Origin of the sequence: Pseudomonas lactucae (assembly GCF_036688725.1) — a bacterium.
Lineage (GTDB): Bacteria > Pseudomonadota > Gammaproteobacteria > Pseudomonadales > Pseudomonadaceae > Aquipseudomonas > Aquipseudomonas lactucae.
In genome coordinates, this window is record NZ_JAQQPT010000004.1 from 14989 (window position 1) to 28767 (window position 13779).

The 13779-nt window shown below is 61.3% G+C and carries 16 protein-coding genes; 8 read left to right on the plus strand and 8 right to left on the minus strand.

Annotation, left to right across the window (positions count from 1 at the left end; translation table 11 throughout):
• Nucleotides 1–22 precede the first annotated feature (22 nt).
• Both V6M90_RS05145 and cyaY read right to left on the minus strand, forming a co-directional pair.
• Entirely contained in the window at nt 23–241 is a 219-nt protein-coding gene (locus V6M90_RS05145) for a DUF1289 domain-containing protein (RefSeq protein WP_003176868.1), read from the minus strand.
• Between the two features lie 2 nt (nt 242–243).
• Complete coding sequence (gene cyaY / locus V6M90_RS05150) at nt 244–576, minus strand: iron donor protein CyaY (protein WP_141062868.1); 333 nt, start codon at nt 574–576, stop codon at nt 244–246.
• Nucleotides 577–814: 238 nt separating this feature from the next.
• On the opposite strand from cyaY, the gene lptM reads away from it, so the two are divergent.
• The 6 genes from lptM to V6M90_RS05180 are packed head-to-tail and all read left to right on the plus strand — an operon-like array spanning nt 815 to nt 5400.
• Entirely contained in the window at nt 815–985 is a 171-nt protein-coding gene (lptM, locus tag V6M90_RS05155; RefSeq protein WP_003176870.1) for an LPS translocon maturation chaperone LptM, read from the plus strand.
• Nucleotides 986–994: 9 nt separating this feature from the next.
• Entirely contained in the window at nt 995–2242 is a 1248-nt protein-coding gene (gene lysA / locus V6M90_RS05160; RefSeq protein WP_003176871.1) for a diaminopimelate decarboxylase, read from the plus strand.
• 3 nt (nt 2243–2245) lie between these two features.
• Complete coding sequence (dapF, locus tag V6M90_RS05165) at nt 2246–3076, plus strand: diaminopimelate epimerase (RefSeq protein ID WP_003176872.1); 831 nt, start codon at nt 2246–2248, stop codon at nt 3074–3076.
• 13 nt (nt 3077–3089) lie between these two features.
• Nucleotides 3090–3806 (plus strand): DUF484 family protein, encoded by a 717-nt coding sequence (locus V6M90_RS05170; RefSeq protein WP_003176874.1) that lies wholly within the window; start codon nt 3090–3092, stop codon nt 3804–3806.
• 2 nt (nt 3807–3808) lie between these two features.
• Complete coding sequence (gene xerC, locus V6M90_RS05175; RefSeq protein ID WP_003176875.1) at nt 3809–4708, plus strand: tyrosine recombinase XerC; 900 nt, start codon at nt 3809–3811, stop codon at nt 4706–4708.
• Entirely contained in the window at nt 4705–5400 is a 696-nt protein-coding gene (locus tag V6M90_RS05180; RefSeq protein ID WP_332846175.1) for an HAD family hydrolase, read from the plus strand. The genes xerC and V6M90_RS05180 overlap by 4 nt, the downstream gene beginning before the upstream one ends.
• A gap of 90 nt (nt 5401–5490) precedes the next feature.
• On the opposite strand, the gene sutA is transcribed toward V6M90_RS05180, so the two are convergent.
• From sutA to glnK, 4 genes are all read right to left on the minus strand, one after another.
• A complete protein-coding gene (gene sutA / locus V6M90_RS05185) occupies nt 5491–5823 on the minus strand; it encodes a transcriptional regulator SutA (protein WP_003176877.1) in 333 nt (110 codons plus the stop codon).
• A 102-nt stretch (nt 5824–5925) separates the two neighbouring features.
• The gene (locus V6M90_RS05190; RefSeq protein WP_003176879.1) at nt 5926–6351 is read right to left on the minus strand and encodes a secondary thiamine-phosphate synthase enzyme YjbQ; all 426 of its coding nucleotides are present in this window, start codon (nt 6349–6351) and stop codon (nt 5926–5928) included.
• Nucleotides 6352–6562: 211 nt separating this feature from the next.
• Complete coding sequence (locus V6M90_RS05195) at nt 6563–7900, minus strand: ammonium transporter (RefSeq protein WP_003176880.1); 1338 nt, start codon at nt 7898–7900, stop codon at nt 6563–6565.
• 34 nt (nt 7901–7934) lie between these two features.
• Nucleotides 7935–8273, minus strand: coding sequence for a P-II family nitrogen regulator (glnK, locus tag V6M90_RS05200; RefSeq protein ID WP_002555808.1), 339 nt, complete (start codon nt 8271–8273; stop codon nt 7935–7937).
• 421 nt (nt 8274–8694) lie between these two features.
• Here glnK and V6M90_RS05205 point away from each other — a divergent pair, with 421 nt between their 5' ends.
• Both V6M90_RS05205 and V6M90_RS05210 read left to right on the plus strand, forming a co-directional pair.
• The gene (locus V6M90_RS05205; protein WP_141062866.1) at nt 8695–8955 is read left to right on the plus strand and encodes an accessory factor UbiK family protein; all 261 of its coding nucleotides are present in this window, start codon (nt 8695–8697) and stop codon (nt 8953–8955) included.
• 121 nt (nt 8956–9076) lie between these two features.
• On the plus strand, nt 9077–10573 hold the full coding sequence (locus tag V6M90_RS05210) for a YifB family Mg chelatase-like AAA ATPase (protein WP_003176884.1): 1497 nt from the start codon (nt 9077–9079) through the stop codon (nt 10571–10573).
• Between the two features lie 73 nt (nt 10574–10646).
• Here V6M90_RS05210 and V6M90_RS05215 read toward each other — a convergent pair whose 3' ends face one another.
• Together V6M90_RS05215 and V6M90_RS05220 are read right to left on the minus strand one after the other, a co-directional pair.
• Nucleotides 10647–12623 carry a methyl-accepting chemotaxis protein gene (locus V6M90_RS05215; RefSeq protein ID WP_003176885.1) on the minus strand — a complete coding sequence of 659 codons (1977 nt, stop codon included), beginning with the start codon at nt 12621–12623 and terminating at the stop codon, nt 10647–10649.
• A gap of 179 nt (nt 12624–12802) precedes the next feature.
• Nucleotides 12803–13723, minus strand: a complete 921-nt coding sequence (locus tag V6M90_RS05220) for a LysR substrate-binding domain-containing protein (RefSeq protein ID WP_003176886.1) — start codon at nt 13721–13723, stop codon at nt 12803–12805.
• Nucleotides 13724–13779 lie beyond the last annotated feature (56 nt).

Here is a 13779-nt window from a genome sequence, read left to right on the forward strand (position 1 = left end):
GTCACAAATAAACAAGACGGCCTCAGGCGTGTGCCCTGCGCTGCTCGGCCTGGGCGCAGATCACTCGGCGCCGGGCATCGTCGGCGGAGCGCCATTCACGGATGTCTTCGACATGCCGGAAGCAGCCGAGGCAGACTTTTTGCTCATCCAGCCGACACAAACTGATACAAGGTGACGGCACCGCCGGGCTGACGTTGCTGAACAGCGGCTTGGGCGGGCGTACGGGTGCAGGCTGGGTCACGTTCAGATCTCGTCGAAGTCCAGCTCAACGCCGGCTTGTTGCAGGACCAGGCGTGTGAGCATCTCACCCAACAGCTCTTCGCTTTTATCGCACTGCCATTTACCGCTTTCTTCGTCGTAGTCGAAGTGAATACCGCCGGAACGCGCTGCCAGCCACAGCTGACGCAGTGGTTCCTGACGACTGAAGATCAGTTGGGTACCATTTTCGAACTTGACGGTCAGCACACCGGCGGAGCTTTCCAGATCGATATCCAAGTCGCTCTCGTCGAAAATATCTTCCAGCGACTGCTGTGTCGCATCCACCAGGTCGTGAAAACGCGCTTCGGTCAAACTCATTGTGGCAACCTCAAAAGTGTCTGGTTTTGCTCAAGCGCCGCACGATACGGGCGAGACTCGCCGATTGCAAAGGATACCGATTCCATCGCGATTGGCGGTACGAAATACCCCCAACCACCGTAGTCCGATTCCCGACCATCTCGGCAAACCCCCGCCGGACGGGTATTTCAGCGCATAGGCAAGCTGGCGGGTGGTCGGTATACTCGGGCGCAATTAATGCATATTCAAGGATTTCGCCATGAAGCGCCTGATCTCTTCCCTTGCTGCGCTCGTCGCGGTCGCTTGCCTCGTTAGTGCCTGTGGTCAAAAAGGTCCGCTGTATCTACCCGACGACAGCAAAGACCCGAATGACCAGGCGCAATCGTCGCAAAAGCCAACCAAAGCGCATAAGCACGACACCTTCGAATAAGGGAACTCCATGGACGCTTTTAACTACCGGGACGGCGAGCTGTTCGCGGAAGGCGTGGCGCTGTCCGCGATTGCCCAGCGCTTTGGCACCCCGACCTACGTGTACTCCCGTGCGCACATCGAAGCGCAGTATCGCTCGTTCACCGACGCGCTGAATGGCATACCGCACCTGGTGTGCTACGCGGTCAAGGCCAACTCCAACCTGGGCGTCCTCAATGTCCTGGCGCGCCTCGGCGCCGGTTTCGACATCGTGTCCCGTGGCGAGCTGGAACGTGTGCTGGCCGCCGGCGGCCAGGCTGACAAGATCGTATTCTCCGGCGTCGGCAAGACCCGCGACGACATGCGTCGCGCCCTCGAAGTCGGCGTGCACTGCTTCAACATCGAGTCCACCGACGAACTGGAACGGCTGCAAGTGGTGGCCGCCGAGATGGGCGTTCGCGCGCCGATCTCCCTGCGCGTCAACCCGGACGTCGATGCGGGCACCCACCCGTACATTTCCACCGGTCTCAAAGAGAACAAGTTCGGCATCGCCATTGCCGACGCCGAGGACGTGTACATCCGCGCCGCGCAGCTGCCAAACCTGGAAGTCCTGGGTGTCGACTGCCATATCGGCTCGCAACTGACCACCCTGCCGCCCTTCATTGATGCTCTCGACCGCCTGCTGGCGTTGACCGACCGCCTCGGCGACTGTGGCATTTACCTGCAACACATCGACCTCGGTGGTGGCGTGGGCGTGCAGTATCGCGACGAAGAACCGCCGCTGATTGCCGACTATATCCAGGCCGTGCGCGAGCGCATCGAAGGCCGTGACCTGACGCTAATGTTCGAGCCGGGCCGCTATATCGTCGCCAACGCCGGTGTGCTGCTGACTCAGGTCGAGTACCTCAAGCACACCGAGTACAAGGATTTCGCCATCGTCGACGCGGCGATGAACGACCTGATCCGCCCGGCGCTGTACCAGGCCTGGATGAATGTCACCGCCGTGACGCCTCGCGCAAGCGTTGCCCGCGCCTACGACATCGTCGGCCCGATCTGCGAAACCGGCGACTTCCTGGCCAAGGACCGTCAGTTGGCCCTGGAAGAAGGCGACCTGCTGGCCGTGCATTCGGCCGGCGCCTACGGGTTTGTCATGAGCTCCAACTACAACACCCGCGGACGTGCCGCCGAGGTGCTGGTGGACGGTGATCAAGCATTTGAAGTGCGTCGCCGCGAGACGGTAGCCGAGTTGTATGCTGGCGAAAGCCTGCTGCCGGAGTAAGCCATGCTGCTGCGTTTTACCAAGATGCACGGGCTGGGCAATGATTTCATGGTTCTCGACCTGGTCAGCCAGCACGCGCACATCACGCCCAAACACGCCAAACAGTGGGGCGACCGCCACACTGGCGTTGGTTTTGACCAATTGCTGCTGGTCGAAGCGCCGACCAACCCGGAGGTGGATTTCCGTTACCGGATCTTCAACTCCGACGGTTCCGAAGTGGAGCAGTGCGGCAACGGTGCGCGCTGCTTTGCGCGCTTTGTGCTGGACAAGCGCCTGACCGCCAAGCGGCAGATTCGCGTCGAAACCAAGAGCGGCGTGATCGAACTGGACATCCGCAACGACGGCCAGATCAGCGTCAACATGGGCGCGCCGCGCCTGGTGCCGGCGGATATTCCGTTCCAGGCCAGCGAACAGGCCGCCAGTTACGCGCTGGACGTGGAAGGTCAGTCGGTCGACATCGCCGCCGTGTCCATGGGCAACCCCCACGCGGTACTGCGGGTCAACGACATCAACAACGCGCCCGTGCATGAATTGGGGCCGAAGATAGAACACCACCCGCGCTTTCCGGCGCGGGTCAATGTGGGTTTCATGCAGGTAATCGACCGTTCCCGCGCGCAATTGCGTGTATGGGAACGCGGCGCCGGCGAAACCCAGGCCTGCGGCACCGGTGCTTGCGCCGCTGCCGTGGCCGCGATCAGCCAGGGGTGGATGGATTCGCCACTGCTGATCGACCTGCCCGGCGGACGGTTGTCCATCGAATGGGCAGGCCCTGGCCACCCGGTGCTGATGACCGGGCCGGCCTCGCGTGTATACGAAGGACAGGTCCGTCTATGAGTGAGCCAAGCCAATGACCGATAAGCCTCAAGTACCCGCCCAAGCATCCCCAAGTGAAAGTCTGGAGGCCGCTGCAGTCGCGGCGTACCTTGAGGCCAATCCGGACTTCTTTGTGGAGCACGAAGAACTGCTGCCGGCGCTGCGTATCCCCCATCAGCGCGGCGACACCGTGTCGCTGGTGGAGCGGCAGATGAAGATCCTGCGCGAGCGCAATATTGAAATGCGCCACAAGCTCTCGCACCTGATGGACGTTGCCCGTGACAACGACCGTCTGTTTGAAAAAACCCGTCGCCTGATTCTGACCCTGATGGACGCCACCAGCCTGGAAGAAACGGTCATCGCCGTGGAAGACAGTCTGCGCCAGGACTTCCAGGTGCCGTTTGTCAGCCTGATCCTGTTCAGCGACAACCCGATGCCGGTGGGTCGCTGGGTCAGCGGCGGCGACGCGCAGACCGCCATTGGCGGCCTGTTGTCCGAGGGCAAGACCATCAGCGGCACCTTGCGTGAGCATGAACTGGACTTCCTGTTTGGCGCCGAACAGCGCAAACAGATCGGCTCCACCGCCGTGGTCGCTCTCAGCCATCAGGGCCTGCACGGCGTACTGGCCATTGCCAGCCGTGACCCGCAACACTACAAGAGCTCGGTGGGCACCCTGTTCCTGACCTATATCGCCGAAGTGCTGGGCCGCGTGTTGCCGCGCTTCACCACCGCCCTACGCGCGGTGCGCTAGCCATGGAACGGCAACTGGACGCTTACTGCGCTCACCTGCGCAACGAGCGCCAGGTGTCGCCCCATACGCTGGAGGCTTACCGGCGGGACTTGAACAAAGTGCTGGCCTATTGCGAAAAACAGCAGGTCAGCAGCTGGAAATCCCTGGATATCCAGGCCCTGCGCAGCCTGATCGCACGCCTGCACCAGCAGGGTCAATCCTCGCGCAGCCTGTCGCGGCTGCTGTCGGCGGTGCGCGGGCTCTATCACTATCTCAATCGCGAAGGTCTGTGCGACCACGACCCGGCCAATGGCCTGTCGCCGCCCAAGGGCGAGCGACGCCTGCCCAAGACCCTGGACACCGACCGCGCCCTGCAATTGCTCGATGGCGCAGTGGAAGACGACTTCCTCGCCCATCGCGACCAGGCGATCCTGGAACTGTTCTATTCCTCGGGTCTGCGCCTGTCGGAACTGACCGGCCTGAACCTGGATCAACTGGACCTGGCGGACGGCCTGGTGCAAGTGCTCGGCAAAGGCAGCAAGACCCGCGTGCTGCCCGTCGGCAGAAAGGCCCGCGAAGCACTGCAATTATGGTTGCCGCTGCGCGCACTGGCCAACCCGCAGGACGATGCGGTATTTATCAGCCAGCAAGGCCGGCGCCTGGGACCTCGGGCGATTCAGGTACGGGTCAAGGCCGCCGGCGAGCGCGAACTGGGGCAGAACCTGCACCCGCATATGCTGCGCCACTCCTTCGCCAGCCATCTGCTGGAATCCTCCCAGGACCTGCGCGCCGTGCAGGAGCTGCTCGGCCACTCCGATATCAAGACCACGCAGATCTACACCCATCTGGACTTCCAACACCTGGCAACGGTTTACGACAGTGCCCATCCACGGGCCAAACGCATCAAGGACAGCGACTCATGAGTATCAAGCTGATCACCTTCGACCTGGACGACACACTCTGGGACAACGTGCCGGTCATCATCAGCGCTGAAGCGTCGATGCGCGAATGGCTGGCGACCCATGCCGCCAAAGTGGGCGACTTGCCCCTGGAGCATTTCGCCAGCCTGCGCCAGCAGGTGTTGCAACGTCACCCCGAGCTGAAACACCGCATCAGCCTGCTGCGTCACCGAGTACTGATACACGCCTTTGAAGAGGCGGGTTATCCGCAGCGTGAAGCCACCGAGATGGCGGATGTGTGTTTTGAGGCGTTCATTCATGCACGTCACCAGCTCCCCGTATTCCCCGAAGCCGAGCCGATGTTGCGAGCGCTGCGCCAGCACTTCCTGCTGGGGGTGATCACCAACGGCAATGCGGACGTGCAGCGTGTCGGCCTGGCGGACTACTTTCACTTTGCCTTGCGTGCAGAAGACATCGGCATCGCCAAGCCGGATGCACGCTTGTTTCAAGAAGCGTTGCAGCGGGGTGGCGTGGACGCAAGCGCTGCGGTGCACGTGGGCGACCACCCTGGGGATGACATTGCCGGCGCACAGCAGGCCGGGCTTCGCGCGGTGTGGTTCAACCCGACCGGTAAGGCCTGGGATGCGGATAAGCGCCCGGATGCGCAGATTCGTAGCCTGACGGAGTTACCCCCGTTACTTCGTGGTTGGAACTGACATGGCAATCTCGCGGCGAAAATAGCTTATTGCGCCCATGAAAAAGCCCGCAGCGACGGCGGGCTTTTTCTTATAAGCAGGTGACTGACCTCAGATAGGTCGGCTACCGTATTTGTTATCCGGTTTCTTGGGCGGGTCCGCCACCACATTGGGCTCGACCTCGACCACTTTGCCGCCTTTGGCAAGAAACTCTTCCATCGCGCGGGCAAGGGCATCGCGCTCTTTGTTCTTGGCTTCAACGCTCGGCAATTCGTCTACCGAAACAGCGGCCTTGGCCTTGCCTTTGGCCTTGGGCGCGGCGTCATCGCCGACACTCTCATCAACGTCTTCCGCAACGTCTTCCGCCGCCACTTCAAGACCTTCTTCGGTGTCGTCGTCGTCACCTACTTCGAGGTCGTCGTTTTCCAGATCATCGTCGCTCATGTTCTACCTCATGACTTGCGAAAAGCAGATTAGTTATAGCCCAGCTTTATCCTCTGTCGAGTTCGCCGGAAAAAAATCAATGTCCACCGGATATCCAGCGGCCTATGCCTCATCACCGTGCAAGGTGGCGAGGACTTTACGCGCACCGCCATGATCACGGTGTTCGCCCAGATAAACACCTTGCCAGGTCCCCATCGCCAAGCGGCCGGCCTGCACCGGCAAACTCAGCTGGCACCCCAGGAGACTGGCCTTGAAATGCGCCGGCAGATCATCCGGACCTTCGTCGTTGTGTTCGAACCCTGCCCGGCCTTGCGGCACCAGCGAGTTGAAAAACCGCTCGAAGTCACGGCGAACCGCCGGGTCGGCATTCTCGTTGACGCTCAACGAGGCCGAAGTGTGCTGCAACCACAGGTGCAACAGGCCCACACGACACGCCTTCAATTCAGGCAAGCCGGCAAGTAACTCATCGGTTACCAGGTGAAAGCCCCGAGGCTTGGCCCGCAGGGTGATCAGGGTCTGTTGCCACATACAGTTCTCCGCCCATCGGCGCGCATTCTAGCGCGCTCTGGGAAAAAACAAAGTGTCGAATACGCCTACATGCCTGTAAGACATTCGCACGCTTGAAAGTGCCGCGTGCGCCTCATCACAAACTTTGCGCAAAAACCGACACAGCTTGTTATGACTGACAAACGCCAGGCAAAAAAATGCCCGGCAAGCCGGGCATCTTTTTTGCGCTTATTTACAAGTTGTAGCCACGCTCGTTGTGTTGTGCCAGGTCGAGGCCGACCGCCTCTTCCTCTTCGGTGACACGCAGGCCCATGACCGCGTCCAGCACCTTGAGGATGATGAAGGTCACGATCGCCGTGTAGATCACAGTGAAGCCGACGCCTTTGCACTGGATCCAGACTTGAGCTGCCACGTCCGTCACGGTGCCGAAGCCACCCAGGGCCGGAGCCGCGAACACGCCGGTGAGGATGGCGCCCAGGATACCGCCGATACCGTGAACACCGAAGGCGTCCAAGGAATCGTCATAGCCCAGTTTGCGTTTGAGGGTCGTTGCGCAGAAGAAGCACACCACACCCGCCGCCAGGCCAATGATCAGCGCGCCCATCGGGCCCACAGTACCGGCTGCCGGCGTAATCGCCACAAGGCCCGCCACTACACCCGAGGCGATGCCCAGTGCGCTTGGCTTACCGTGGGTGACCCACTCGGCGAACATCCAACCCAGCGCAGCGGCTGCGGTGGCGATCTGGGTTACCAGCATCGCCATACCGGCCGTACCGTTGGCCGCAGCAGCGGAACCGGCGTTGAAGCCGAACCAGCCGACCCACAGCATCGCCGCGCCTACCAGGGTGTAACCCAGGTTGTGAGGCGCCATGGGTGTGGTCGGAAAGCCTTTACGCTTGCCGAGCACCAGGCATGCCACCAGGCCAGCCACACCGGCGTTGATGTGCACGACGGTGCCGCCAGCGAAGTCCAACACGCCCCAGTCACCCAGCAACGAACCCGGACCGCCCCAGACCATGTGGGCAATCGGTGCGTAGACCAGGGTGAACCAGACCCCCATGAAGATCAGCATTGCAGAGAACTTCATGCGTTCGGCGAAGGCACCGACGATCAGCGCCGGGGTAATGATCGCAAACGTCATCTGAAAGGTGACGAAGACCGCCTCGGGGAACAGCGCCGCAGGGCCAGTGATACTGGCCGGGGTCACGCCCGACAGGAACAATTTGGACAGGCCGCCCACGAACGAGTTGAAGTTGACGACGCCTGCTTCCATCCCGGTGGTGTCGAACGCCATGCTGTAGCCGTAGACGAACCACAGGATGGTGATCAACCCGGTGATGGCGAAGCATTGCATCATCACCGAAAGAATGTTTTTGGAACGCACCATGCCGCCGTAGAACAGCGCCAGGCCGGGAATGGTCATGAACAGCACCAGCGCAGTGGACGTGAGCATCCACGCAGTGTCGCCAGAGTTGAGGACTGGAGCAGCCACTTCGTCTGCCGCCATGGCCAGGCTTGGCATTACGATGGACAACAGGGCTCCGAGCCCTGCGAATTTACGCAGAGTCATATTGTTTTCTCCTGGGGCGTTGGGGTTTGGCGGCTTAGATTGCGTCGGTATCGGTTTCGCCGGTACGGATGCGAATCGCCTGTTCCAGATTGACCACGAAGATCTTGCCGTCACCGATCTTGCCGGTGTTGGCGGCCTTGGTTATCGCCTCGATAACCCGGTCAAGATCCTTGTCGTCAATCGCGACATCAATCTTCACCTTCGGCAGGAAATCGACGACGTATTCCGCGCCGCGATACAGCTCGGTGTGACCCTTCTGCCGACCGAAGCCCTTGACCTCAGTAACGGTAATGCCCTGCACGCCGATCTCGGACAACGACTCGCGTACATCGTCCAACTTGAACGGCTTGATGATGGCAGTGACTAGCTTCATGAAAACTCTCTCCCGAATTGGTGGACTTGCCCCAGGAAAACAAACCCGTCTCAAGTCTAAGCGCAGTGCCTGGCTTTGTAACGCATCGTCGCAAGAGCAATCGCCGTTGCGACGCCAGCGAACCACTGGTGACGAAACCTGTACCCCTGATCCGTCGGCGCACTGCATTCGTCACAGCGACTGCATCAGTGCATGGGTCATGATCGTCTAAGCAGAAACCTTGCCAGCTCCGTAAAACTCACTGAAATCAGTCCATTGCCTGCTTAACCCCACCTGCGGGGCTGTTTGGCGGCTGCAATGCGCACGAAAACAGTGCGCCAGCGCCCGGCCTTATGCGCGAAAAGCGTGCGTCGCAGGCCGTAAAAAGACTATAGACGCTGCGTGATACACTGCCGACCAACAGTTTTCCGGAATATTTCCCATGCTCGCGCCCAAAGACCTCCTCGACGCCCTGAGCGGCCACGCCTCTCGCCTGTTCAGTGGCGACACCTCGCTGCCCCGCAACGAAATCGAAAGCCAATTCAAGGCATTGCTGCAAAGTGGTTTCAGCAAGCTCGACCTGGTTAGCCGGGAAGAATTCGACAGCCAGATGGTGGTGCTGGCCCGCACCCGTGCGCGGCTGGAGAGCCTGGAAGCGAAAGTCGCGGAGTTGGAAGCGCGGTTGACGCCACCCGCTGAATAAACGCAATCAGTGTGGGAGGGGCGGTGGATACGTTCTGTAAAACCTCTTCGCCTCGCTCTCCCCCACCTCGTCTACCCTTGAAAAACCCGCAGGAAGCGGCCGCCCATTTCAAGGAACGAGCATGTCCCTCGCCATTGTTCACAGCCGCGCCCAGGTCGGCGTCGAAGCCCCCGCCGTCACCGTTGAAGTACACATGGCCAATGGGTTGCCGTCCCTGACATTGGTGGGCCTGCCCGAAACCGCCGTCAAGGAGAGCAAAGACCGCGTGCGCAGCGCCATCCTCAACTCCGCGCTGCAATATCCCGCGCGCCGCATCACCCTCAACCTCGCGCCCGCCGACCTGCCCAAGGACGGTGGGCGTTTTGATTTGGCGATAGCCCTGGGGATCCTGGCGGCCAGTGTGCAGGTCCCGGCGTTGATGCTCGACGAGGTGGAATGCCTAGGGGAATTGGCGTTGTCCGGTGAGGTACGCGCGGTGAAAGGCGTGTTGCCGGCCGCGTTGGCGGCGCGCAAGGCCGGACGCACCGTGATAGTGCCACGGGCAAATGCCGAGGAGGCCTGCCTGGCTTGCGGATTGAAGGTCATTGCAGTGGATCACCTGTTGCAGGTGGTGGCGCACCTGAATGGGCACGTGCCGATAGAGCCCTACAAATCCGATGGCTTGCTGTATCTGAACAAGCCCTACCCGGACCTGAGCGAAGTGCAGGGCCAGCTCGCCGCCAAGCGTGCATTGCTGATCGCAGCGGCGGGTGCGCACAACCTGCTGTTCAGCGGGCCGCCGGGTACCGGCAAGACCTTGCTCGCCAGCCGCCTGCCGGGTTTGCTACCGCCGCTGAGCGAACAGGAGGCCCTGGAGGTGGCGGCGATCCAGTCTGTGGTCAGCCTGGCGCCACTTTGCCATTGGCCGCACCGGCCGTTTCGTCAACCCCACCATTCAGCATCAGGCCCCGCATTGGTGGGCGGCGGCTCGAAACCGCAGCCAGGGGAAATTACCCTGGCTCACCACGGGGTGTTGTTCCTGGATGAGCTACCGGAGTTCGATCGCAAAGTGCTGGAGGTATTGCGCGAGCCATTGGAGTCAGGACACATCGTGATTTCCCGTGCTAGGGACCGAGTGAGTTTCCCGGCGCGTTTCCAACTGGTGGCAGCCATGAATCCCTGCCCTTGCGGTTATATGGGCGAGCCCAGTGGGCGCTGTCGCTGCACGCCGGAGCAGATCCAGCGGTATCGGAACAAGCTCTCCGGGCCGTTGCTGGACCGGATCGACCTGCACCTCACCGTTGCGCGAGAAACGACCGCGCTGAACCCAACCCAGAAAACCGGTGACACAACGGCAACGGCCTCCGCCCAGGTGGCCAGGGCTCGCGACCGCCAGCAACAGCGCCAGGGCTGCGCCAATGCGTTCCTTGATCTGCCGGGGCTGCGTGAGCACTGCCAACTGCTGAAAGTCGACGAAGGCTGGCTGGAGAGCGCCTGCGAGCGACTGACGTTGTCACTGCGCGCGGCGCACCGATTGCTGAAGGTGGCACGCACCCTGGCAGATCTGGATCAGGCGGACGCGATCACCCGTGACCACTTGAAAGAGGCCCTGCAATATCGGCCAGCCGCAGTCACTTGAGTCTGACGCAGATCCAGATGCGGAAGGGGCGGTGCGACGATTCAATTTGCTCCCGATAGCCTTGCACCTGAACTCAGCGGAACCGATCTACTTCATGGCGCAAGCCCGACGCCAGCGTCTCCAGCTCCTTGGCGGTAATCGCCAAATTCGACACCACTTCACGCTGCTCGCTGTTGGCCAGCGCGATGCTCTGCAAGTTGCTGCTGAGCAAGGTCGCGGTGCTGCTCTGCTCCTGCGTCGCCGTGGTAATCGCCGCGAACTGCTGACCGGCCGAGCGGCTTTGCTCGTCGATGCGGGCCAGGGCCGAGGCCACGTCGGCATTGCGCGACAGGCCTTCCTGCATCAGCGCGTTGCCGTGCTCCATGGTGCTGATGGCGTTACCGGTTTCCTTCTGGATGCTCTGGATCATGCCGGAGATTTCATCAGTGGCTTCGCGGGTACGCGATGCCAGGTTACGCACTTCGTCGGCCACCACGGCAAACCCACGGCCCTGCTCACCGGCGCGGGCGGCTTCGATGGCGGCGTTGAGCGCCAGCAGGTTGGTTTGTTCGGCAATGGAGGTGATCACCCCGACGATACCGCCGATTTCCTGGGAGCGTTGACCCAAGGTGTTGATCACGGTGGCGGTACTGTTCAGGGCGGTGGCGATGTGTTCCAGGGACGACGACGCCTCTTGCATCGAGTTGCGCCCGATTCGGGTTTGTTGAGCGTTTTCCTGGGCCAGGCGCTCGGTGGCGCCCATGTTGTCGGCAATATTCAGCGAAGTGGCGCTGAACTCTTCCACTGCGCCAGCCATGCTGGTGATCTCGCCGGACTGCTGCTCCATGCCTTCATAGGCCCCACCGGACAAACCTGACAAAGCCTGGGCACGACTATTGACCTCTTCAGCAGCCTTGCGAATATGCGACACCATGGTCGACAGCGCCTCACCCATCTGGTTGAAGCTGCGCGCCAGCTGGCCAATTTCGTCATGGCTGGACACATTGAGACGTGCGCTCAGGTCGCCAGCGCCCAAGGCTTCAGCCTGGCGTACCAGGTCACTCAGCGGCTGCAACTTGCTGCGCAGCAGCCAGACCGTAGCGCCTACCGCCAGCAGCATCGCCAGCACGCTGCCGATCACCAGGCGAATGCCGACCGCCCAGGTAACCGCGCGGATTTCGGCTTTCGGCATGCTCGCAACCACGGCCCAGGGGCCACCGTCGAAGGGTACCGAAACGCTGTAGAAGTCTTCGTTCCTGTCGCTCCAGAAGCGGCCTTTACCTGGGGTCTTGGCCAGGTCCAGCATCACCGGCACCGCCTGATCCAGTGCCTGCACACCCGCCGGTGGCACCAGCCAGCGCTTTTGCTCGTCGAGCAGCGCCAGGGAACCGGTCTGGCCGATGCGGAAGCGCTTGAGGTTTTCGAACTGAGCGGCCTGGGCATCGGTGTAGTCAAAACCGATAAACAGCACGGCAATCACTTTACCGCCGGCATCGCGAACGGGGCTGTATTGGGTCATATACGAGCGGTCGAACAACACCGCGCGTCCGATATACGCCTGGCCGCCGAGCACACGCTGGTAAGCCGGCCCCTGGCGGTCCAGCACGGTGCCGATGGCGCGGCTACCGTCCTGCTTGGTCAGGGACGTGCTCACACGGATAAAGTCATCGCCGCTGCGCACAAAGACCGTCGCCACGCCGCCCGACATCTGCTTGAACTCGTCGACCTCCGTGAAGTTGTTGTTGAGCACTTCGCTACCCAACAACAGGCTCGGGGTCTGAACACCCGCCACCGTGATCGACTTATCGGTCTGCACGCTCAACCCGGCGCTGAAACGCTTTTCAAACAGCCCCGTCAGGCGTTGGGTGCTCTCGCGCAACGTGCTATGAAAGGTGTTGAGCTGATCGGCGAGCAGGCGTGCCTCGCTGGCCAGATGTTCCTCACGGGTATCGAGGTTGGCGGCGTCGAGGGAACGCAGGGCGAAAACCGTACTGCCGCCAATGGCGACAGCCAGAATCACGGCTAATGCGAGACCTAACTGGGAGGCGATCCGGGCGCGAGGTTGAGACATGACAGCTCCTGGCCGAGGCCAGGATCGTCCTGATCTCATAGCGCTGCTCGGCAAATTATCTGGTGGGGAAAACGTGGATGCACGATGGTTCCGATACACCTACTTCGGCAGCGATTTGCAATACTTGAGTGAATCGCAGGGGCATCACGCAAACGGTTGCGCGATCATGCAAAACCGGCTCAATCGAGACGCTCCACTGCCGGTAAAACCATGGCCTGCACCTCACTTTGCAGAAATTCCGCCAAGCGTCGCAGACGTTCCCCACCGGGACGGGTTTTCGGCCATACCAGATAGTAACTCTCTCCACTGGCCACGGCGGTTGGCCATGGCAGGCTCAGCCGGTCCTGGGCAACGTCTTCGGCGACCATCAGCAGATCGCCCATGGACACGCCATAACCGCGCGCCGCAGCGATCATGCCCAACTCCAGCGTATCGAAGACCTGGCCGCCCTTGAGCGACACCTGAGACGACAGCCCCATCCGCTCCAGCCAGTAGCGCCAGTCACGCCGGTCAGGCGTGGGATGCAACAACTCGGCCGTTGCCAGCCGTGCGACATCCCAAGGTCCGTCGCTCAATAGATTGGGGGCACCTACCGGGATCAACATTTCCGGGTACAGGTAACAGGCCTCCCAATCTGCCGGGAAATGACCATTACTCAACAACACCGCGCAATCGAAAGGTTCCTGATTGAAGTCCACTTCATCGATGCTCATCCACGCGCTCGTCAATTGCACTTCGTTGCCTGGTTGCAAATGCCGGAAGCGGCTGAGTCGGGCCAACAGCCAGCGCATGGTCAGGGTGGACGGCGCCTTCATGCGCAGGATGTCATCTTCAGCGTTCAGGGTATGGCAGGCCCGTTCCAGCGCGGCAAAGCCCTCGCGCACACCGGGCAACAGCAAGCGCGCCGCTTCTGTGAGCTGCAACGTACGACCGCTGCGCTGGAACAGGCGGCAAGCGAAAAACTCTTCGAGCGTACGGATATGCCGGCTCACCGCACTTTGCGTAATCGACAACTCTTCGGCGGCACGGGTGAAGGAGTTGTGCCGGGAGGCCGCTTCAAATGCACGCAAAGCATAAAGAGGAGGAAGACGACGAGACATAAGGAAAGCTCCAACAGCAGGATGTTGAAACCCTACCAGAATCAATCAGGCATGAG